16 protein-coding genes are annotated in these 22225 nt (G+C 54.7%); 8 read left to right on the forward strand and 8 right to left on the reverse strand.

The features are described from left to right. Nucleotides 1–2 precede the first annotated feature (2 nt). Nucleotides 3–1331: a TRZ/ATZ family hydrolase gene (locus MWU64_RS14530; protein WP_247065122.1), complete on the reverse strand. Its 1329-nt coding sequence runs from the start codon at nt 1329–1331 to the stop codon at nt 3–5. Nucleotides 1332–1502: 171 nt separating this feature from the next. On the opposite strand from MWU64_RS14530, the gene mtnA reads away from it, so the two are divergent. Next, nucleotides 1503–2558, forward strand: coding sequence for an S-methyl-5-thioribose-1-phosphate isomerase (gene mtnA, locus MWU64_RS14535; protein WP_247065124.1), 1056 nt, complete (start codon nt 1503–1505; stop codon nt 2556–2558). Here mtnA and MWU64_RS14540 read toward each other — a convergent pair. The 5 genes from MWU64_RS14540 to MWU64_RS14560 all read right to left on the reverse strand — a co-directional run bounded on the left by MWU64_RS14540 (nt 2547) and on the right by MWU64_RS14560 (nt 11774). Then, entirely contained in the window at nt 2547–3311 is a 765-nt protein-coding gene (locus tag MWU64_RS14540) for an XRE family transcriptional regulator (protein WP_247065126.1), read from the reverse strand. The genes mtnA and MWU64_RS14540 overlap by 12 nt on opposite strands. Before the next feature lie 4 nt (nt 3312–3315). Next, complete coding sequence (locus MWU64_RS14545) at nt 3316–5490, reverse strand: carboxy terminal-processing peptidase (RefSeq protein WP_247065128.1); 2175 nt, start codon at nt 5488–5490, stop codon at nt 3316–3318. A 238-nt stretch (nt 5491–5728) separates the two neighbouring features. After that, nucleotides 5729–7879, reverse strand: coding sequence for a 3-hydroxyacyl-CoA dehydrogenase NAD-binding domain-containing protein (locus tag MWU64_RS14550; RefSeq protein ID WP_247065130.1), 2151 nt, complete (start codon nt 7877–7879; stop codon nt 5729–5731). A 27-nt stretch (nt 7880–7906) separates the two neighbouring features. Further along, a complete protein-coding gene (locus MWU64_RS14555; protein ID WP_247065132.1) occupies nt 7907–9115 on the reverse strand; it encodes an acetyl-CoA C-acetyltransferase in 1209 nt (402 codons plus the stop codon). Between the two features lie 193 nt (nt 9116–9308). Continuing rightward, complete coding sequence (locus MWU64_RS14560; protein ID WP_247065134.1) at nt 9309–11774, reverse strand: DUF349 domain-containing protein; 2466 nt, start codon at nt 11772–11774, stop codon at nt 9309–9311. A gap of 143 nt (nt 11775–11917) precedes the next feature. On the opposite strand from MWU64_RS14560, the gene MWU64_RS14565 reads away from it, so the two are divergent. Next, nucleotides 11918–12415: a regulatory protein RecX gene (locus tag MWU64_RS14565; RefSeq protein ID WP_247065136.1), complete on the forward strand. Its 498-nt coding sequence runs from the start codon at nt 11918–11920 to the stop codon at nt 12413–12415. On the opposite strand, the gene mltF is transcribed toward MWU64_RS14565, so the two are convergent. After that, on the reverse strand, nt 12412–13941 hold the full coding sequence (gene mltF, locus MWU64_RS14570) for a membrane-bound lytic murein transglycosylase MltF (RefSeq protein ID WP_247065138.1): 1530 nt from the start codon (nt 13939–13941) through the stop codon (nt 12412–12414). The two genes, MWU64_RS14565 and mltF, sit on opposite strands and share 4 nt — an antisense overlap. 268 nt (nt 13942–14209) lie before the next feature. Between mltF and purL the strand changes: the two genes are divergently transcribed. Together purL and MWU64_RS14580 are read left to right on the forward strand one after the other, a co-directional pair. Then, nucleotides 14210–18115: a phosphoribosylformylglycinamidine synthase gene (gene purL / locus MWU64_RS14575; protein ID WP_247065140.1), complete on the forward strand. Its 3906-nt coding sequence runs from the start codon at nt 14210–14212 to the stop codon at nt 18113–18115. 432 nt (nt 18116–18547) lie between these two features. Continuing rightward, nucleotides 18548–18859, forward strand: coding sequence for an NGG1p interacting factor NIF3 (locus MWU64_RS14580; protein ID WP_247065142.1), 312 nt, complete (start codon nt 18548–18550; stop codon nt 18857–18859). Here MWU64_RS14580 and MWU64_RS14585 read toward each other — a convergent pair. Further along, nucleotides 18829–19407 (reverse strand): NUDIX hydrolase, encoded by a 579-nt coding sequence (locus MWU64_RS14585; RefSeq protein ID WP_247065144.1) that lies wholly within the window; start codon nt 19405–19407, stop codon nt 18829–18831. The two genes, MWU64_RS14580 and MWU64_RS14585, sit on opposite strands and share 31 nt — an antisense overlap. A gap of 95 nt (nt 19408–19502) precedes the next feature. Between MWU64_RS14585 and MWU64_RS14590 the strand changes: the two genes are divergently transcribed. The 4 genes from MWU64_RS14590 to purT are packed head-to-tail and all read left to right on the forward strand — an operon-like array spanning nt 19503 to nt 22033. Beyond that, complete coding sequence (locus MWU64_RS14590; protein WP_247065146.1) at nt 19503–20084, forward strand: CoA pyrophosphatase; 582 nt, start codon at nt 19503–19505, stop codon at nt 20082–20084. Between the two features lie 17 nt (nt 20085–20101). Continuing rightward, on the forward strand, nt 20102–20635 hold the full coding sequence (locus MWU64_RS14595) for a gamma carbonic anhydrase family protein (protein WP_247065148.1): 534 nt from the start codon (nt 20102–20104) through the stop codon (nt 20633–20635). Continuing rightward, on the forward strand, nt 20632–20814 hold the full coding sequence (locus MWU64_RS14600; protein WP_247065151.1) for a DUF1289 domain-containing protein: 183 nt from the start codon (nt 20632–20634) through the stop codon (nt 20812–20814). Before MWU64_RS14595 ends, MWU64_RS14600 begins: the two co-directional genes overlap by 4 nt. 19 nt (nt 20815–20833) lie before the next feature. Continuing rightward, a complete protein-coding gene (gene purT / locus MWU64_RS14605; protein WP_247065153.1) occupies nt 20834–22033 on the forward strand; it encodes a formate-dependent phosphoribosylglycinamide formyltransferase in 1200 nt (399 codons plus the stop codon). Nucleotides 22034–22225: the final 192 nt, after the last annotated feature.

Raw genomic sequence — 22225 nt, forward strand, 5'->3', positions numbered from 1 at the left:
AATTAACTGAGAATATGTTGTTGCCAATCGCGAACCCGAAGCATCAGGTCCGGGACATCAATTCGGGTTAACCGGCCGTCCTGCAATTGCGGCACGCCGTGGATCCAGCTATGGCTCACGGCCCGGCCATGGTTGCTGTAAACCAAATGCGAGGCGGGGTCGTAGACCGGCTGAATGAACGGGTCACTGAGGTCTACCGCAATCAAGTCCGCTAACTTGCCGGCGACCAGGGAACCAAGTTCCTGTTCCCGGCCAAGGGCGCGGGCGCCGTTCAGGGTCGCCATTTCCACAGCCGTGTGAGCCGACAGGGCGGTGGCATCGTCCGCAACGGCCTTGGCCAACATGGCAGCCGTTTTCAGTTCACTAAACAGATCCAGGTCGTTGTTACTGGCTGCGCCATCGGTACCAATAGTGACGTTCAGGCCGCGATCGATCAGCGTCTGAACCGGACACATGCCGCTGGCGAGTTTCAAATTCGACTCCGGGCAGTGAACAATGTGACCACCGGTTTTCGCTAACAGATCCAGATCGGCTTCGTTCAGCTGGGTCATGTGCACGTATTGGCTGTTGCTACCCAGCACACCCAGATCCGCCATGCGGTCAGTTGGCCGTTTACCGGTTAGTTTTAAAGCTTCGTCCACCTCAAACGCAGTTTCGTGCAAATGCATCTGAATGGCTGCGCCGGTTTGTTGAGACAGCTCAACGGCAGCCGCCAAAGGCTGGTCCGAAATGGTATAGGGCGCGTGGGGGCCAATGGCAGGCATGATAAATTCATCGCTGCGCCACTGCGCGATCAATTCCGCGCCTTTGGCCAGATAGTCGTCCGGGCCCGAGCCCCACATGGTGGGCATGTCGATCAGCGGGAAGCACACCTGGGCGCGCATGCCGATGTCGTGGGCGGCCTGAGCTGTGGCTTCCGGGAAGAAATACATATCGGAGAAGGTGGTGGTACCGGTGCGCAGCATTTCAGCCATCGCCAGTCGGCTGCCATCCTGAACAAACTGCTCACAAACAAATTGCCCCTCGGCGGGCCAGATGTGTTCATTCAGCCAGGTCATAAGCGGCAGATCGTCGGCCATGCCACGGAATAGGGACATAGCGGTGTGGCCATGGAGATTGATTAAGCCGGGCAGCACAACATGATTCGGAAGATCAATGGTTTCCCGTGTGCGGAACGTTTGGTCTGCCTCGGATTGCGGGAGCACAGCCGCAATTCGACTGCCTTGTAGTATGACGGCCTGATGGTCCAGTACAACGCCAAAAGGTTCGATTGGAATCAGCCAGCGGGCGTTGATTCGGGTATCGGCTGTGATGATGGTATTTGCCGTCATTAACCTGCCTTGGAGGGTCGGGGGCACAGTCTCTGTATGCCGGGAAATTCAACTAGGAAGTATAGCGAGCCGCCACCGGCAGAACTACCCCGCTTGTGGTGCCAATGGAGGTATAAAGCCCGATCTAACGCGTTATACTGCGGTTTTTCAGGCACGCATCCGGAGCAAATCATGGCAAACACCACAGACCAACGATCGTTGGGGACTCAACCTGTCCGTTGGCACGGCGACCGTTTAGAGCTATTGGATCAGCGGCTGCTGCCCACCGATGAGCGCTGGATCACAGCGGATAGCGCAGCTTCGGTTGCCCAAAGCATTACGGATATGGTGGTTCGTGGCGCTCCGGCCATCGGAATCAGTGCGGCTTACGGCGTTGCATTAGCAGCGCGTCATGCCCGCGGTGATCAATGGCAGCTTGAAGTGGAGCAGTCGATTGATCAGTTAGCAAAATCTCGGCCGACAGCGGTGAACCTGTTCTGGGCATTGCAGCGAATGGAAAAGGTGTTTCGGGCATGCTCGGCGCTGGAGGAGGCGGTTAAACGATTGGCCGACGAAGCGATGTTGATTCACCAGGAGGATATCGCGGCGAATCTGGCGATGGCGGATCATGCGCTGAAGGTCATGAACCCCGCACAGCCGATAGGCGTGCTAACCCACTGCAATACCGGGGCTTTGGCAACCGGAGGGTATGGCACGGCGCTTGGTGTTATTCGCCGCCTGCACGCGCGCAACATGCTGGAGCAAGTGTATGCAGATGAAACCCGGCCCTGGCTTCAGGGTAGTCGTCTGACCGCTTGGGAGCTTAGCCGCGAGGAGATTCCAGTGACGTTGAACGCCGACGGTGCAGCGGCAGCCATTCTTGCCAGTGGTAAGGTCAGTTGGGTGGTTGTGGGCGCAGACCGGATTACCGCGAACGGGGATGTGGCGAACAAAATCGGCACCTACAGTTTGGCGGTTTTGGCTCGTTATCACGGCGTTGGGTTTATGGTTGTTGCGCCATCCAGCACGGTGGACATGGCCCTGGCCGAGGGCGGGCAGATCCCGATTGAAGAACGCGAAGGTACAGAAGTGCGGGAAATTCGCGGGATTCCGCTAGCGCCAGCCGGAGTGGATGTGTTCAACCCGGTGTTTGATGTGACACCGGCCAGCCTGATTGACGCGATTGTGACGGAAAAGGGGGCGGTTCTTAAGCCGGATGTTGCCGGTATGAAAGCGTTATTTACCTGACGACGGCTCGGAGTTATCAGGATTTCGGGGCTGAAGACCAGCTTTTAGCTCCGCTACTTCCATTTCTTGCTGCTCGACGAAATGCATCGACATTTCAAAACTGTTGCGGGTGAATTCCAGAACCTTTCTGAAACCTTCATCCGACAGGTTTCGGGCGTTGTCGTGACGACGGAAAATATTGATGAATTCCCGTTCCCGTTCGAACTGTAGGGGAATGCGGCCAATTCCCCAATCGTTCAATATCTGCCAGACCTCGGGGTTGTAGTTCCGGGTGGTACGCATGATGAACGGGATGGGATCGTTGCGGGCAACCAAGGCCGCAAACCGCAAGATCAGCTCGAAGGACAGGGTGGCAGTGCCGTTCTCGATGGCTTCCAGCAGAGACTTGTCTTTAAGATTCAGTGCGTCACTCATTTCGGAAAGCGTCAGCCCGGCCACTTCCCGAATGTCTTTGAGGGATTGGCCAGTGGCCAGCATGGCCCTGAGCTGGTCCTGAGAATTGACCAGTACCCGGCCCACTTTCAGGGATGTATCGGTTGCCCGAGCGCCGAGTTTAAGGGCCGAGCCGGTAAAACCGACGATGCGATCCAAAATCCGGTCAGAGGATTTGGTGCGCGCATCGGGAGCTGGTGCCATGCTCTCGGCTTCTTCCATAGAGCGCATCGCGTGCAGAGCATCCAATAACATGCTCTGGAATACCTGAGCCTTCTTATTATTCTCTTTCTGGCCTTCGGAAGGCGCCTTGTCAGCCATAGGGTCAGGGCACCTCGGTTTTGGCGGCAAACTGGGTGGGCGTAAGGATGGAAGCCATGCGCTGGTCCAGCTCAAGCAAGTCAGCCATGATGTGCCCACCTTCGCGAATCACGAAGTCCAGTTCGTCATCGGTTTTGTCGGGGTCAGCAACTTGCGCATCTTGCCATTCTTCCAGCTCGTCCAGTGTTTCGAAGGGCGCTTCCCCGCGAAGTTCGCGACGTGCGTTGGCGATGGTGAGGCGCGTGCTTTCGATTTGGTTGTGGTGCGCTGTTCGTTCGTCAATGTTGAGGCTGACGTAGTCAATCTGGCGCTGCTGGGTCAGGAAATCGATTTCCTTCTGCAGCAGGCTGAACTCCGGATTGGTGTTAAACCGATCGTCGTGCCGGGTGCGGAGTTCATCAATCACGCCGCTGAAGTCGAAGTAGCGAGTGTGCGGAACAGCTTCAATCTGGTCCCAGGGTAGTGCGTGGTCGAGGGCGTCTTCACCGATTCTCGTTTTATCGATGCGAGAAGGTATTTCGATGTCCGGAATCACGCCCTTGTGCTGGGTTGAGCCGCCAGACACCCGATAGAATTTGGATTGTGTGATTTTGAGCTGGCCGTGGTTTAGAGGTCGAACCGCCTGAACGGTACCCTTGCCGAAGGTTTGAGAACCCACCACCAGACCGCGGCCATAATCCTGGATGGCACCTGCAAAAATTTCAGATGCCGACGCACTCATGCGGTTGACCAGCACCACCAATGGGCCGTCGTAGGCGACCGTGGGATCTCTGTCGTCCAGCACTTGCACATCGTTGTTGGCGTTGCGGATTTGTACCGTGGGGCCTTTATCAATAAACAGACCTACAAGGTCGTTGGCTTCGTGCAACGCACCGCCGCCATTATTTCGCAGGTCCATCACGATGCCATCAACACCGTCTTTCTTGAGTTCGTCAATCAGCTTGCGAACGTCTCGGGTGGTGCTTTTGTAGTTTGGATCGCCTGCTTGCATGGCCTGGAAGTCGGCGTAGAAGGTCGGGATGGTGATTACCCCGATGTTATAAGTGGTGCCGCTGCGATCGAGTTGGATGATGTCTTTACTGGCACTTTGCTCTTCCAGCTTTACTTCATCCCGACTGATGGCAATGCTGCGAGTGATGGTTTCATCCGAGGCATTTGCCGGAATGACCTCCAGCGTAACGATAGAGTTTCGTGGGCCACGGATAAGGTCAACAACCTCATCGAGGCGCCAGCCGATGACGTTGACAGGCTTTTTGTTTTCCTGTGCGACGGAAACAATGCGGTCTGCGGGCTGCAATTGGCCTTGCTTGGACGCAGGGCCACCGGGAACCAGTCGAACCACTTTGGTGTATTCGTTATCGGATTGAAGAACCGCGCCAATTCCCTCCAGCGACAGGCTCATATTGATATTGAAGTTTTCTGACGTACGGGGTGAAAAGTACGAGGTGTGCGGGTCCCACATGCCGGTAAAGGCATTCATGTAGGCCTGAAACGCATCTTCGCTGCGCGCCTGATAAGCGCGCTTGAGTTGGCCTTCGTACCGGCGCATGAGAGTTTCTTCAATCGCTTCGTCGTCGGCACCGTTTAAACGCTGCGCCAAAACGGCGTTTTTGATGCGTTTAATCCAGAGTTTGTCCAAGGCTGCTTTGTCGGCTTCCCATGGCGCTTCTGAGCGATCAACACGAATCTTTTCGCTGGCACTGAAATCCAGTTCGGAGACGCCGGCGCTGATAATCTCTTTGGCAAATTTCAGGCGCTCAATAATGCGCTGCTGAACCAGGTTGTAGATGTCGAAACCGGGTTGCAGTTGGCCGGTTTTTAACGCGGAACCCAAACGACCTTTTACTTTGCTTAACGCATCGATGTCTTGCCGGGTCAGGTAAACGCGCTGGCTGTCGAGGTAGTTGAGGTAGGCATCAAAGACATCGCCGGAGAGTTCATCGCTGATGCCGAGGTCGCGGAAATGGGTGAACTGCAGCTGACGGGCAATCAAAATGTTAGCCCGGGCCTGATCGATGGTCGGGGAAACCGGTTGATAGTTAGCTGGTTCTTCAATCTTTGCGTGTAGTCCGGACAAACCGGGTACAAGCAAAGCAAGGCCTAACGCGGCGCTCAGTCCCGCACTTTTCAGAAAAGAGGACCGGGAGTTACGCGTAATGGCTTTTTCCGCAATGGTCATATAAGCATACCTGGCGATACTGGGTTGTTTTATTTCTGCCGAGTCTACTGACAGTGTTATCTACCCGTGACTAGTTAATTTATTGTAGGCAACTGCCACACCCGTTGCCATAGGTTAGGTACGGCGCTTAGTGACAATATGTCCATATAGATTGCAGTATTGCGGGATAAATGCGGCTGGGGGAATACCCGTACAGAAGAAACCGACCGGAGCAGAGGGCTCCGGTCGGCAAGGGCTGTTAAGCGAAGGTTTCGTTTTTCTCCGCTTTTTCGAGCAGGAGTGCGGGGGGCGTGAACCGTTCGCCGTATTGGTCGGTCAGTTCTTGCGCGCGTTCTGCGAACCTGCGCACGCCGTACTGGTTCACGAACTGAATAGCGCCACCGGTCCAGGGGGCGTATCCGATCCCGAAGATACTGCCTATGTTGGCGTCTGCTACCGTGCGGAGAACGCCTTCTTCCAGACAGCGGATGGTTTCAATCGCTTGGATGAACAGAATGCGGTCTTTCAGATCCTGCAGCTTCACCTTGCGTGCCTCGTCTTGGTCGACATACAGGTTTTCAAGTTCTGGCCAAAGGTGTTTCTTGCCTTTCTCAGGGTATTCATAGAAGCCGGCACCGGCGGCTTTGCCTTTGCGGCCGTGGGTATCCACCATGGCATCGACGATGGCTTCAGCCGGATGTGGCTGCCAGGTTCGGCCGGCAGCTGCTGCATCTTTCTGTGCTTCGGCGCGTACGTGTTGTAACAGCGTCAGGCTCACCTCGTCAGAAATCGTCAGAGGGCCAACCGGCATGCCGGCCAACAGTCCTGCGTTTTCGATGCTGGCGGGATGAATGCCTTCCGAGAGCATGCCGATGCCTTCATTTACAAAAGTGCCGAACACCCGTGAAGTAAAGAATCCGCGACTGTCGTTAACGACGATGGGCGTTTTGCCAATTTGCTGGACGTAGTCAAACGCACGGGCCAGGGTTTCATCGGAAGTTTTCTCGCCCACAATGATTTCCACCAATTGCATCTTGTCCACCGGTGAGAAGAAGTGCAGGCCGATGAAATGATCAGGCTTGGCGGAAGCTTCCGCCAACTGGGTGATGGGAATGGTCGAGGTGTTGGACGCGAAGATGCCATTAACGGCCATTTTAGGCTCGGCTTCTTGGGTGACTTTGGCTTTCAAGTCGCTGTCTTCAAAGACGGCTTCGATGATGAGATCACAGTTCTCCAGATCATCTGCTGATGCGGTCGCAGTGATGCGACTCAAGATGGCTTCTTTTTCGGCTTCGGTCATCCGGCCACGGCTGACTTTCTTGGCCAGTAGTTTTTCGGAATAGCTTTTGCCTTTCTCGGCGTTTTCCGATGACACGTCTTTCAGCACCACATCGATGCCGCGGATTGCTGTGGAATAAGCAATGCCTGCACCCATCATGCCCGCACCCAGCACCCCGACTTTTTTTAAGGAGGCCTTGTCGATACCCGCCGGACGGCTGCCGCCTGCTTTGATGGCGTTCAGCTGGAACCAGAAGGTGTTTGTCATGTTTTTGGCGACTTGGCCGGTGACCAGTTCGGCGAAGTAACGGGTTTCGATCAGGCTACCGCTGTCGAAGTCCACCTGAGCACCTTCCACCGCGGCGGCCAAAATCCGCTCTGGTGCGGGGTAGCAGCCTTTGGTTTTCTCTCGCAGCATGGCAGGGGCGATAGAAAGTTTCTGAGCCATTGCCGGGTGACTCGGCGCACCGCCGGGCATTTTGAAGCCTTTTTTGTCCCACGGCTGTTCGCACTTGGGGTTGGCTTCAATAAAGGCTTGTGCTTTGCTGAACAGCTCCTCGGGTGAGCTGGCCAACTCATCAATAATGCCGGCTTTCAGGGCCGCTTTCGGGGACAATTTTTTGCCTTCCATGAGTAGCGGGAAAGAGGCTTCCAAACCGATCATTCGCGGCAGGCGTTGAGTGCCGCCACCGCCGGGAAGCAAGCCGAGGCTGACTTCCGGCAAGCCCAGCTGGATGCTGTCGTTGTCCAGAACAACTCGGTGATGGCAGGCCAGTGCGATTTCCAAACCGCCACCTAAAGCCGAGCCATTAATGGCCGCAACCACAGGTTTGCCGCAGGTTTCCAGAATTCGCATGTTGGCTTTCAATCCATCCACCATGTCTTCGAATTCTTTGGCTTGTTCACGGGTGACTTGGTGAATCTCATTCAGGTCGCCGCCGGCAAAGAAGGTTTTTTTGGCGGACGCGATGATGATGCCTTTGATATTGTCCAGATCTGCCTGCACCTTGGTGGCCGTTTCGGTCAGAGCCGTCCGGAATTCGCGGTTCATGGTGTTGGCCGACTGGCCCGGCATGTCAATGGTCAGGGTGAGAATCTGGTCTGAACCCAGGTCGTACTTAATAGCTGTCATGGTCTGTTCCTTATTTTGAAAGTGGGTTCAAACGCGTTCGATGATGGTGGCAATACCCATGCCGCCGCCGACACACAGTGTGGCCAGACCGTAGCGGAGTTCGCGGCGTTCAAGCTCATCGAGCAGGGTGCCGAGTATCATGGCGCCGGTGGCGCCCAGTGGGTGGCCCATGGCGATGGCGCCGCCATTTACGTTCACTTTCTCGTCCGGAACGGACAGTTCCTTCTGGAAGCGCATGACGACGGAGGCAAAGGCTTCGTTTACTTCAAACAGGTCAATGTCGTCGATGGACAGGCCGGCTTTTTCCAGTGCTTTGCGCGCAGCCGGTGCCGGGCCGGTCAGCATGATGGTTGGGTCGGTGCTGGTAACTGCTGTGGCGACAATGCGGGCTCGCGGCTTAAGACCGAGCTCTTTGCCTTTGGTTTCACTACCGATCAGCATCGCCGTTGCACCATCGACAATACCTGACGAGTTACCGGCGTGGTGAACGTGGTTGATCTTCTCAACGTAGTGGTATTTTTCGCGGGCAACGCTGTCGAAGCCCATCTCGCCCATCATCTGGAAAGACGGTTTGAGGCCGGACAAAGACTCGACGGTTGTGTTGCTGCGAATGAATTCGTCGTGATCCAGAATAGGCACGCCATTCTGGTCGGTCACCGGCACGATGGATTTTGCAAAATAACCGTTTGCCCAAGCGTTCGCGGCTTTCTGTTGTGACCGAACCGCAAAATTATCGACATCGGTTCGGCTGAAACCTTCAAGGGTGGCAATCAAATCAGCGCCGATGCCTTGTGGCATGAAGCCGGTTTCGAGGTTGGTGGCGGGGTCAGTTGCCCATGCGCCGCCGTCAGAGCCCATCGGTACGCGAGACATGGCCTCAACACCGCCGGCAACCACAAGATCTTCCCATCCCGAACGCACTTTCATGGCGGCGAGGTTCACCGCCTCCAGGCCAGACGCGCAGAAACGGTTGAGGGTGACACCGGCGACTTGCTCATCCCAGCCAATGGCAAGCGCGGCGGTTTTGGCGATATCGGCACCTTGATCACCGACGGCGGTCACACAGCCCATGACAATGTCATCAACGTGCGCGGTATCCAGTTGGTTGCGCTCCCGGAGGGCTTCAAGTATCGAACCTAGCAGGGTGATGGGTTTGACGCTGTGCAGTGAACCGTCTTTCTTGCCGCGTCCGCGTGGGGTTCGGACTGCATCAAAGATATACGCCTCGGTGGACATGCTCGTTCCTCTGTTCGTTGTTTTGTGGAATACATCAGTTATCTAACCATAGCGGTTCTGGTGCGGCAGGAGTAATGACAGCGCCTGCCAATCCCGTTGGCCTATTTGCTCAGGAGGAGGCTTGCCACAGAAACAAAAAATCCCTGACCGGGGTTGCCGTTCAGGGATCTTGAAGAGAGGTGGGTGAGGGAGGTCAGCTGGTTTGTGTCAGGCTGGTCAGGGCCTGATTCAAGCGTTCAGCATTTTCCTGGGATGTATCCTTGACTTCCGGGTGCAGGCACCAAAGTGCGACCAGCTTCTCCAGTTCTTGGGTGGGAGACGCGTTGTCGGTGCTTCCCATACCATCGCTCAGGCGCTGTACCTGAATTTCCATGCGGCGCGGCTGGTCCTGGTCAGGAGTTGGCGTCCCGGTCAGTATCTCTGCTCGGATCGCCAAGTCACGGCCGTTTATCGGGCCGGCGGTTTTGGCCAGATTGAGCCAGTGTTTTGGTGCGGCTTCGTCTGACAGTTTCTGCTCAACCTTGTCGCTGATGAGCGCTTGCCAATCCGCTACTGTTTGCTGGAATTTTTTCAGCTCCTCAGCCCGGTTGAGCTTTTGTTTGAGCTGCTGCACTTGCTCTTTCACAGCGGGAGACAAGGGTTCGCCTGACAGTGGCTGGATCGCTTGGCGCGCTTCGTTCAGGAGCGTTTCATCCGTATCGACATCAATGCTCTCGAATTTGCTCAAGACTGCCTGAGCGGCTTGGTCGGCCAACTGGCTGGCTTGTTGCTGTTCCGTGCGTTGAGCATCACGACGGGCGAAAATCTGATCGCAGGCTTTACGGAATGCCTGCCACATTTTGCGGTCTTCGCGGTGCCGTGTGATGCCAATGCCGGTCCACTCGGCTTGCAGGGATTTGGCTTGTTCCATAGCGTCTTGCAAAGGCTCATGGTCAATCAGTGCTTGGGCGCGCTCGACAATCGACTGCTTCAGGGCCTCGTTCTTTTTGCGCTCTTCATCCAGCGGTTGTTCCAATCGTTTCAGCAGTTCATCGAACTGTTTTTGCACCGACCGGTTGTTCCGGAAGTCTACCGGCCAGGCTTCTTTCCATTCCTGTCTTGCGGTTTGGTAGATACGTTCGATGGCTTTCCAGTCAATGGATGCCCAATCGGCGTTATCGAGAAAGTTGGACAATTCATCGCAGATCGCTTTACGTTTATCCAGGTTCGCCTGTTTCAGATCGGATTTGGCTTCAAAGTAAGCCTTGCAGGGCTCGAATGCTTGATCGGACGCGGCTTTGAACCGGGTCCAAAGGGTTCGGTCGGATGAGCCACCCAGGTTCCGCCATTCGCCTTGCAGTTCTTTGATCCGCTCTGCTTTGGCTTCCGGGTCCATGGGCTGCTCGGCAAGGTATTCCATCTGCTCGCACAGGGCGATTTGCTTGGGCTCGGTTGCAAAGCCTTGCCAGTCGCTCAGTTCGCGGAACTGGCCGGTTAACAACTGCATGCGCGCTTGCAGGCCTTTCCGATGAGCGTGATCCAGCTGCTGAAACAGGTTTTGAGCGGTTTTGAATAACTGCTTGGATTCTTTGAACTGACGAGCCTCGAGAGCCGCTTCCAGCTCAGGCAGTGTGGCTTTTAGCTTGTTCGCAAACTCTTGTTGTTTTTCACGCTGGCCATCGTTTTGCTTTGGTGCCTGACGTTTGCCGGTGAGCTTACGAACTTGTGCCAAAGTCGAGGGTTGTGGCAGGTCAGTCGGCCATTCCAGTTGTTGCAACAGTTCGGTTGCTTGCGCTCGTTGCTCGTCTGTAGCGCCGCCCGTTTCGGCAGCTTGTGCCAGCGTATCAAGTGTTTCCTTTTCCTGTGCCAGCCAGCGAACGGCGTTCAGGTAGCTGCGAAGCGCCTGCATCTGCTGTTCGTAGGCTTTTTGTTCGTGTTTATCTACAGCGGTGTCTCGGGTTGCTTCCAGCCAACGGTTTTCTTGTGTTTTCTGGAGTGCGTCAAGCGATGACGGGGACGGCAGATCGCTCGCACTTTGCTGCTTCATATCTACGAGGGTATTTTTCAGCAGATCGAGGGTTTCGTTACGCTGGCGCGCTTGTTCTTGCTGGCGAGCTTCTTCCTGCTGTGCTTGGTCAATCAGTTGCAAGCGCTTCTGGCATTCGTGCACCGCTTCCAGAAACTGTTGAGACTGCTCTGAGCTGGCTTCGTTTTTTACCGCCTGCCACTGGTCTTGCAGCGCGTCGAGCCGGGCCTTGAACAGCTTGGTGTTTTCGCTGCTGGCCTGATCTTTGGCTTGCGCGACCAGTTCACTGACTCGCTGGCGGATGGCCGCTTCCCGGGCTTGTTCTTCCCGCAAACGCTGAAGTGATTGCCGAACGGTCTGGTAAACGCTTTTGTCCCGACCTTTAGAGTTCTTCTGTACCTGTTGAAGCAACTCTTCGTCTTCCAGTTTTTGAGCTGCTTCAAGCCTGATGGAGGCGGTAACTCCCTCGGTCGCAAGCGTTGCCAGCGCAGATTGCTCGGGGTTGTTTGCAAGTTGTTGTTGCTGAGCTTCCCGAAGCTCGTTGCGTTGATCTACCTCGGCCGGCTGTTTGGCGTCAGGTTTAACCTGAGGATTGGAACTGGAGGTCGCTTTGGTTTTGCGGGACTTGAACAGTTTCTGAATAAATGCAGCCATAACAAGGTATCCTTCGGGATTGAGACCAGTCTGCGGTGGTGGCAGAGTGCGTACCACCGGCCATCGGCATGAGTTGCGTGCCGGATAGTTGTAACATCGGGCGCTAGTCTAGCGTTTCGCTGGCGCATGCGGGAAGGGGCTACATGGGAAAAGATTCAAAACACGATGATCCGGAGTATAAAGCCCGTTCGGTAGCGTTGCGCTTGCTGGCCCGCCGGGAGCACAGCCGCCAGGAGCTTTCGCTAAAGTTGCGCCAAAGGAAAATCGAGCAACCGGTGATCGACTCGGTGCTTGATGAATACGAAGAAGAAGGCTGGTTGGATGATTGCCGTTTTGCGGATGTTTACAGTCGCCAGCGCATCGATGCCGGCTACGGCCCGGTGCGCATTATGTCGGAGCTGCAGCAAAGGGGGGTTCATTTTCGCCCGGAGTGTCTGGAGGAAAAGCGCGATGCCGATTGGGTCAGGGTGGCTGCGGAACTGCGTGAAAAGCGTTTCGGGCTTGGTCGTTTGAGTGACGATCTGGCTGAGAAACTCCGACAGGCCAGGTTTCTGGCGCGCCGTGGTTTTTCGTCCGCACAGGTGGAAAGGGCGCTTAAGCTCGAAGACGCCGAGCAGCTTTGGGGAGGCGATGATGTTTAAAGCGTGGGCGGTATCACGCTGAGCTCGGGAGGCAGCGCTGCTCTTAGGTCTTCCCGCTTGTCAGATGAGGTTGGCTTGGAGCCTTCAGCATTCGCCAGTTGGCTGCCGTTGCCCAGAGTGGGTGGCGGCTCCGCCGGAGCGGGGGTTGCATTGTCGAGCGCTGGAACACGTGCCAGTACGTCGTAATAGCGCCGAATGTTCTGCACATAGGTGACGGGTTCGTGCCCCCGGGCATAGCCAAAACGGGTTTTTGAATACCACTCTTTCTTGGCCAGTAGTGGCAGAAATTCTTTTACGTCCATCCAGCGATCCGGGTTTCGGCCAGCTGATTCGGTTAGCCTTCGGGCATCTTCCAGATGACCATAACCAACGTTGTAGGAAGCCAGAGCGAACCATGTGCGGTCTGGTTCCGGGATACGCTCGGGGATGCGGTCGTGCACCATGCGGAAGTAACGAGCGCCGCCTTTGATGCTCTCTTCGGCATCGAGACGATTGTTGATGCCGATGTATTTCGCGGTGGTTCTGGTGAGCATCATCAGGCCGCGAACGCCGGTAGGCGAAACCGCATTGGGCCTCCAGTGGGATTCCTGATAACCGATGGCAGCAAGAAGCCGCCAGTCCATGCCGATATCTTTGGCGTGGCTTTCAAAAAGTCCTTGGTATCGTGGCAGCCGGTTTTCCAAGTGGTGCATGAAGGTGCGGGCACCGACATAGTTCAGTCGGTCCAAATGTCCGTAGAACCGTTCTGCCAACTGGGCCTTGGAGCCGTCTTCATTGGCGCGTTCCATAAACAACCGGGCGGCATTGGCCAGCGTCTCGTCTTGTTGGGGCGGGAACAGCCAGACGAGTTCTTGCGGATCGTTCAGGGCAAAGGCTTCTTTGACCATCGGGAAGAACACGTGGTTGAGGTCGAGTTCGTTCGAGGATATGACCGCATAGGGAAGCTCACCCTTATTTACCTTTTCCAGTAACCCTTCTGCATCAAGCCCCGGGTGAATGCGGGTTTGCGGGCCCAGATCGCCTGCGGCAACCTCGATGACATACTCGTGGTTGCTGTCGGCAAGTAAATGGAGCGTCTGGCCAGATAACTCGACAATGGAATCGGGTGCCGGGTGATCGCGGTGGTAGACCACAATGGATTGCGCGTTGATGCCCGTTGGAACGGGGTGGAATTCAGCAGCAAAATCGGGCCGATTGACCAGCCCGGCCAATCCAATATGAGCGTAGTTGCGCCTCAGGACAGAGAGAATTTCGGAGTTGTCTTTTGCGACACGAACTCTCAGTTCGACACCCAGTTCATCGGCGAACCGGCGCGCGAGTTCATAGTCGTAACCGGTAGCGCCACCCTCGTCTTCGTAATAAACAGACGGTGCTGTACGGGTAATTACGTGTAAGACACCTTCGTTCTTAACTTCTTGCAGGGTGCTGGGTTGAGAGCATCCGCTGGTGGCCAATACAGTGGCCAAAGCCAGCGCGATTGCAGCACGACTACCGTAAAACTTTTTGATGATGTCTGACAAATCCATGCGCTCCGCAAAGCCCAATGTTCAGGTAACTGCGTGACTTAAGCCACTTGCCTGTTGTTTGATGCCTCATGCAATCCATGCATATAAGTGATGATCTCGTCTTGCGCCTTCGCGGTCAATCAGAGCAGATACCCAATCAGAAAAATCGGTTCAATTATACACCTGCGAAAGGCATCAGCTTACCCTGTATCCTTGGGCCAGTTTCAAGTATCATTGCCGCCTTTCAGAAAGACGTCCCCCGATTCTTCGCGCGATACAGGTTGATATCATGCTTGAACTTCGCGGCGCGCCAGCGCTCTCGCCCTTTCGTTCCCGCAAATTGCATTCTCGTATTCAGGACATGGTTCCTGATGTAGAGCATGTTTATGCTGAGTTTATGCACTTTGTGGATCTAGATGACGACCTGTCCGGTAACGAACAGGCGATTCTGGACCGGCTGCTTACCTATGGGCCCAGTGTTGAAGTAGAAGCACAGGATGGAGTTTTATTCCTCGTGGTTCCACGCCCGGGCACTCTGTCTCCCTGGTCCAGTAAAGCGACCGATATCGCCCGTAATTGCGGTTTGCGGCAGATCCGCAGAATTGAACGCGGTATTGCTTACTATATACGCTCCAGTAAAAAACTCGGTTTGGAGCAGCGCGAGAAGATCGCAGCACTTCTGCACGACCGTATGACGCAGAAGGTATTCCACGAAATGGGTGGGGCCGAGCTTCTGTTCAGCAATGAAGAGCCACGCCGCTTGGGCCGTGTTCCGATTGTGTCCGGTGGTCGCGCGGCGTTGGTTGAAGCCAATGCACGTTTGGGGCTGGCTCTGGCTGATGATGAAATCGATTATCTGGTCGAGTCCTTCATCAGACTCGAGCGTGATCCGACCGACGTTGAACTGATGATGTTCGCTCAGGCGAACTCCGAACATTGCCGCCACAAGATTTTTAATGCTTCTTGGGATATCGATGGTGAAGCCCAGGAAAAATCCCTGTTCGCGATGATTAAGAATACCTACGAGATGAACAGTGAAGGCGTTTTGTCTGCTTATAAAGACAACGCGTCTGTGATTGTAGGCAGCGAAGCAGGTCGTTTTTACCCGGCTCCGGGTACCGGTGTGTACAGTTATAACCGTGAGCCGGTGCACATCCTGATGAAGGTTGAAACGCATAACCACCCGACGGCGATTGCTCCGTTTGCCGGTGCTGCGACCGGTTCCGGTGGTGAAATTCGTGACGAAGGCGCTACTGGCCGAGGCTCTAAGCCAAAAGCAGGCCTTTCTGGCTTTACCGTATCCAACCTGAACATCCCGGGCGACGAGCAGCCGTGGGAGCTTGGTTATGGAAAGCCCAGCCGTATTGCTTCGCCATTGGACATCATGATTGAAGGTCCAATTGGTGGCGCGGCATTCAACAACGAATTCGGCCGTCCGAACCTGACCGGGTATTTCCGTACCTTTGAGGAAAAAGTCGCGGGCGCAGCCGGCGAAGAGGTGCGCGGTTATCACAAGCCGATCATGATCGCAGGCGGTATGGGTAACATCCGTGAAGAGGATGTGGAGAAGGGCAATATCCCGGTCGGTGCTAAACTGATCGTTTTGGGTGGCCCGTCCATGCTGATCGGTCTTGGCGGTGGTGCTGCATCGTCTATGGATTCCGGTTCCAGTAACGAAAACCTCGATTTCGCTTCTGTCCAGCGGGACAACCCCGAAATGGAGCGTCGTTGTCAGGAAGTAATCGACCGTTGCTGGCAGTTGGGTGAGCAGAACCCGATTTGCTTTATTCACGACGTGGGTGCTGGCGGTTTGTCGAACGCCATGCCTGAGTTGGTTAAAGATGGCGGCCGTGGCGGTAAATTCGAGTTGCGGGACATTCCCAGCGACGAACCCGGTATGTCGCCTCTGGAAATCTGGAGTAACGAATCCCAGGAGCGTTACGTACTTGCGGTAGCGCCGGAAGATCTCGAGCGTTTTGATGCGCTGTGTCGTCGTGAACGTTGCCCATACGCTGTGATTGGCGAAGCAACCGAAGAGCATCATCTTGAGCTGGCAGATTCGTACTTTAACGACAAGCCGGTTGATCTGCCGATGGACGTGTTGTTCGGCAAGCCACCGAGAATGCACCGTAGTGTGACCCGCGCGTCCTTCACCAAGCCAATCTTCGATTCTTCGAAAATTGATATTCAGGATGCCATTCGCCGTGTATTGCGGTTGCCGTCAGTCGGTTCCAAGAGCTTCCTGATCACCATCGGTGACCGTACGATCACAGGGCTGGTTGCGCGTGATCAAATGGTGGGGCCTTGGCAGGTGCCTGTGGCGGATGTGGCCGTGACCGCCGCGTCTTTCGACGTTCGTGCCGGTGAAGCAATGGCCATGGGCGAGCGTACGCCGTTGGCGGTGATCGATGCACCTGCATCTGGCCGCATGGCGGTGGGCGAAGCCATTACCAACCTGGCTGCTGCGCCGATTGAGAAGCTTTCCAATATCCGGCTTTCCGCTAACTGGATGGCCGCGGCGGGGCATCCCGGTGAAGATGAAAATCTGTATGAAACCGTTAAAGCGGTAGGCATGGAGCTGTGTCCGGCATTGGGTATCACCATCCCGGTCGGTAAAGACTCCATGTCAATGAAGACCACATGGGAAGAAGAGAACGGCGAACAGAAGAGCGTTACCTCGCCGTTGTCACTCATTGTGAGTGGTTTCGCCCCGGTCACGGATGTTGCTCGTACACTGACGCCACAGTTGCGCACCGATGCAGGTGAAACAGATCTGATCCTGATTGATTTGGCCGCTGGCCAGAATCGCCTGGGTGGCTCGGCGCTGGCGCAAGTATACAGCCAGGTGGGCGCGGTAGCCCCCGATCTGGATGACCCGGAAGACATCAAAGCGTTCTTTGCTGTGATTCAGGGGCTGAACGCTGACGGCAAGCTGCTGGCCTATCACGACCGGTCTGATGGCGGTTTGTTCGTGACCTTGGCGGAGATGAGCTTTGCCGGGCGCACCGGTGTCAGCGTCAAGCTGGACGGTTTGGCAGAAGACAGCTCTCAGTTCGCTCGCGAGCTGTTTAACGAAGAGTTGGGTGCTGTGGTTCAGGTTCGTCGTGAAGACACCGAATTTGTGCTTCAGCAGTTCTCCGCCGCAGGGCTTGGCGATCACACGGGTGTGATCGGGACATTGAACGACTCTGACCGCGTTGAGCTGACCTTTGCCGGTGAAAGCATTGTTGATGAAGCTCGTGCCGATCTGCAGCGCTTGTGGGCCGAAACCAGTTATCAGATTCAATCCTTGCGCGACAACGCGGATTGCGCCAAAGAAGAGTTCGATAACTTGCTGGATGCTGAAGATCCCGGCCTGAATGTTGATCTGACGTTTGATATCAACGAAGACATTGCTGCGCCGTTTATCAATTCGGGTGCTCGTCCAAAGGTAGCGGTTCTGCGGGAGCAGGGCGTTAACGGCCAGATTGAAATGGCCGCTGCATTTGACCGCGCAGGCTTTGAGGCGGTTGATGTGCACATGAGTGATCTGCTGTCGGGCCGAATCTCGCTGGAAAGCTTCCAGAGCCTGGTGGCGTGTGGTGGATTCTCCTACGGCGACGTGCTCGGCGCCGGCGAAGGCTGGGCTAAGTCGATTCTGTTTAACGACCGTGTTCGTGACCAGTTTGCCGGCTTCTTCAACCGTGAAGACACCTTGGCGTTGGGTGTGTGCAACGGCTGTCAGATGTTGTCTAACCTGCACGAGCTCATTCCCGGTAGTGAAGGTTGGCCTCGCTTCGTGCGGAACCAGTCCGAACAGTTCGAGGCACGTTTGGTGATGGTAGAAGTTGCACCGTCTCCATCTGCCTTCCTGGACGGCATGGCAGGATCCCGTATGCCGATCGCCGTCGCGCACGGTGAAGGCCGTGTCGAGTTTGCGGCGGGCAATAGTGCCGATGCACTGGTTGAGGACAAGCTGGCAGCACTGCGTTACGTAGACAACCGTGGTGAAGTAACAAGCCGCTACCCATACAACCCGAACGGGTCTGAAGGTGGGATTACCGGCGTTACAAACCGCGATGGACGCGTGACGATTATGATGCCACATCCTGAGCGTGTCTTCCGTGCGGTCCAGCATTCGTGGCGGCCAGATGATTGGCAGGAAGATGGTCCGTGGATTCGCATGTTCCGAAATGCGAGGCGTTGGCTGGGGTGATATAAACAGCTACGGTTAACGCAAAGCCGGCCGGGTAGAGCTTCCCTCTTAGTGGAAGTTGCTGCCCGGCCGGTTTTTTTGTGGGGTAAGTATTTGTTCGTGCGATAAATGTACTAATTTTTGTGCGAAATTGTGCAAAAACCGGCAGTCAAGGACTTGACCCAAGTTTTTTATGCACAATTTTGGGGTTAGATTGGTGGAACTATGAACAAACAACGGGATATGCGTTCACTTTTTGAGCTTTATTTGTAACTGTTTGAATTTATTGTATTTTGTTTGAGGGGCGAATTTCTCGTCAATTTAAGGTGGGGCCAGTAGTCATAAGGGTTTAGAGTAGATTCCCTAATACTTTGCACAGAGTTATCCACAGAAATTGTGGGTAACTCTGAAAATGCTCGATCTGAACAAAACTTGTACGATTTGAGGTGACCAATGTTTAAACTTTGTTACTTTGTTCCAGAGAGTCACTTGAGCGTTACCAAGCAGGCACTCTTCGAAGCCGGGGCGGGTAAAATTGGCGATTACGAACATTGCGCGTGGCAGTGCAAGGGGCAGGGGCAGTTTCGACCGCTGGAAGGCAGTGACCCATTTCTGGGGCAGACGGGCGAATTGGAAGTGGTTAACGAGTATAAGGTAGAGCTGATTTGTACGGAGGCGAAGATACAGGGGGCCATCGACGCATTAAAGCGGGCCCACCCGTATGAGGAGCCGGCTTACGAGGTGCTGCGGCTGGAACAGTTCTGACCGACACGTCTGGTGCTGGGTGGGCGGATATCGCTCACGTGCAGGCCGTAGTTGCCTGATGGCATCTCTGACAGGAAAAACTCCAACGTCCGCTTTACCGTCGGGAACGAAATTTCTTCCCAAGGGATTTCGTCAGCGGCGAACAGGCGGGTTTCCAGCGACTCTTCACCCGCTCCGAAACTCCCATCCACCAAGGTTGCGCGATAGAACATATGTACCTGGTTTATGTGAGGAACATCAATGATGGAGAACAAGCCGTCGATGGTTACCTTGGCCAGGGCTTCTTCCAGGGTTTCCCGAGCGGCGGCTTCGATCGTTGTCTCCGCATTCTCCATAAATCCTGCGGGTAACGTCCAGTAACCATATCGGGGTTCTATCGCTCGCCGGCATAATAAAATCTTTCCGTCCCAGACGGGCACGGTGCCCGCTATGATTCTGGGGTTCTGGTAATGGATGGTTTCGCAGCTAACGCACACATACCGGTAGCGGTTGTCCCCTTCCGGAATCTTTTGTTCAACCTGTTGGCCGCATGTGCTGCAATACTTCATCATTTTCCCCGTATACTGAGAGTTCAATAGTAGTCAGTTTAACCATCGCGACTGCTCGTGTCTCATTCAATGATGTTATCTGGTTGGAGTGCAGAGTGCAGGACCTGTTGCAGAAAAAGCTGCTGAATTACGCGCCCAGGCAATTGACCCTGGATTATCCCGAGGCAGGAATACTGGTTCCGATTACTGACAATGTCAGTAATCCCGAAATGATCTTTACTCTGCGATCTGCAAATCTCAAAACTCATCGAGGGCAGGTAGCCTATCCGGGAGGCAAGCGCGATCCGGAAGATGCGTCACTGGCTGCCACCGCCCTTAGAGAAGCTCATGAAGAAATCGGTTTGCCGCCAGATCAGGTTAACGTGATTGCACCGCTGAGCCAGGTGGTATCCCTGCACCGGATTCTTGTCACGCCGTACGTGGGAGTTGTGCCAGAAGAGCATGCTTATGAGGCTAACCCCGATGAAATAGAGAGTATTTTTCGGGTGCCTATTGAGTTTTTTCTGGAAGACAAGCGCGAGCGCACCGATGCTCTCGGGTTTCAGAACAGTACGTTGTATGTGCCTTGCTACAAGTGGGAGCGGTTTCAGATCTGGGGGCTCTCGGCAATCGTGTTGGTCGATTTCTTGAATACTGTTTACGATGCGGGGATCGATATTCTTGAACCGCCACGTTGAACCCAATGGAGGAAGTGATGTTTTACAGTCTTGATGAACGCACGCCGGAGTATTGCGGGGGTGAGCAGTTTGTAGCTAGCAATGCCACAGTGATCGGCAGCGTTAAGCTGATGGAAAAATCCAGTGTATGGTTCAACGTGGTGGTGCGGGGAGACAATGAGTTGATCACCATTGGCCCCGAAACCAATGTTCAGGATGGTTCGGTTCTGCATACCGATCCGGGAATACCGCTCACGCTGGGGCGTGGCGTGACAGTGGGGCACAAAGCGATGCTTCACGGTTGTGAAATCGGTGATTACTCGCTTATTGGTATTAATGCGGTTGTTCTGAATGGCGCCAAAATCGGCAAGCACTGTTTGATTGGCGCAAACACCTTGATACCGGAAGGAATGGAAATTCCGGATGGTTCCATGGTAGTAGGCTCGCCCGGTAAGATTCGGCGGGAGCTGACCGACAACCAGAAAAAGATGTTGGAGATGAGTGCTCTTCATTATGTCCATAACGCGCAGCGTTATCTAACCAAGTTGAAAGAGGTTGACCTGCAGTCATGAAGGTTCGCGATAAGGTGCGTTCGCCCTGTGTGTCAGTCTGTGCATTGAACGACGAAGATATTTGCATTGGCTGTCAACGAACCGGTGACGAGATTCTGCGTTGGACCTCGATGACAGAAGATGAGCGGCGCCAAGTGCTCAAAAACGTTGCAGAGCGCGAAGAAAAGTTTCAAATCTAAATCATAGGAAGTACACGGGATGACTGTAACTGATGAGGCCGTTCGTATCGGCACCCCTCTGACACCGAACGCCACCCGGGTTTTGTTTTGTGGTTCAGGAGAGCTGGGTAAAGAGGTCGTTATTGAGCTCCAACGTTTCGGCGTAGAAGTGATTGCCATCGATCGGTATGCAAATGCGCCTGCTATGCAGGTGGCGCATCGCAGTCATGTCATTGATATGTTAGACGGGGCAGCGTTAAGAGAAATTGTTGAACTCGAAAAACCCGACCTGATCGTGCCGGAGATCGAAGCGATAGCGACAGCAGAGTTGGTGAAGCTGGAGCAACAAGGGTATCGGGTGGTGCCAACAGCGCGAGCGGTGCATCTGACGATGAACCGGGAAGGTATTCGCCGATTGGCTGCCGAGGAGTTGAAGCTACCGACATCTCCATACCGATTTGCCGGTAGTCGCGAGGAATATCTGGCCGCGGTAGAAGAAGTGGGCATGCCGCTTGTGGTTAAGCCGGTGATGAGCTCCTCGGGTAAGGGGCAAAGCACCGTAAAGGCAGAGGATGATATCGAGCAGGCCTGGGAGTATGCGCAGAGTGGTGGTCGGGCTGGCCGTGGTCGGGTAATTGTCGAAGGGTTTGTTGACTTTGATTACGAGATTACCTTGCTGACGGTGAAGCATCGTGACGGTATTTCCTTCTGTGATCCAATAGGTCACGTACAGGAAGACGGGGATTACAGAGAGTCGTGGCAACCTCATCCAATGTCGCCGAAAGCGTTTGAGCGTTCCACTGAAATTGCGCGATCTGTGGTAAACGATCTGGGTGGGTACGGGATCTACGGCGTGGAACTGTTCGTTAAAGGTGATGACGTGTGGTTTTCCGAAGTATCACCTCGGCCACATGACACCGGCTTGGTCACTTTGATGTCTCAGGATTTGTCAGAATTTGCGCTGCATGCGCGGGCGATACTGGGTATGTCTGTTCCGGCCATTAGGCAAAAAGGCCCGACTGCTTCCGCCGTCATTCTTCCGCAAGGTGATTCGTCATCCGTCTCTTATAGTGGCTTGGGTGACGCGCTTTCTGAACCGGACACCCAGCTTCGGCTGTTTGGTAAGCCAGAATTGAGAGGAAGAAGGCGTATGGGTGTGGCGTTGGCGCACGGTGCAACCATTGAAGAGGCCAGGGCGCGGGCAGTCGCTGTGGCGGGCAAAGTTAAAGTAGAAGTTTGAGGAGTGTTATTCGAAGGTAGAGAGGGGTGAATTGAAGAATATTGAGAAAGTTTCAAATCACCCGTTGACACCCTCAGGGATGTCTGTAGAATGCGCATCTCGCTTGAGGGGCTGGCCGCTAAACACGGTCAGCAACGAAGCGGTAACTGCTTGAAAGTTCTGAAGAAAACGTTTTAAAGATTCTTCAAAAAG

This window comes from Marinobacter sp. S0848L, from assembly GCF_023016065.1.
GTDB lineage: Bacteria > Pseudomonadota > Gammaproteobacteria > Pseudomonadales > Oleiphilaceae > Marinobacter.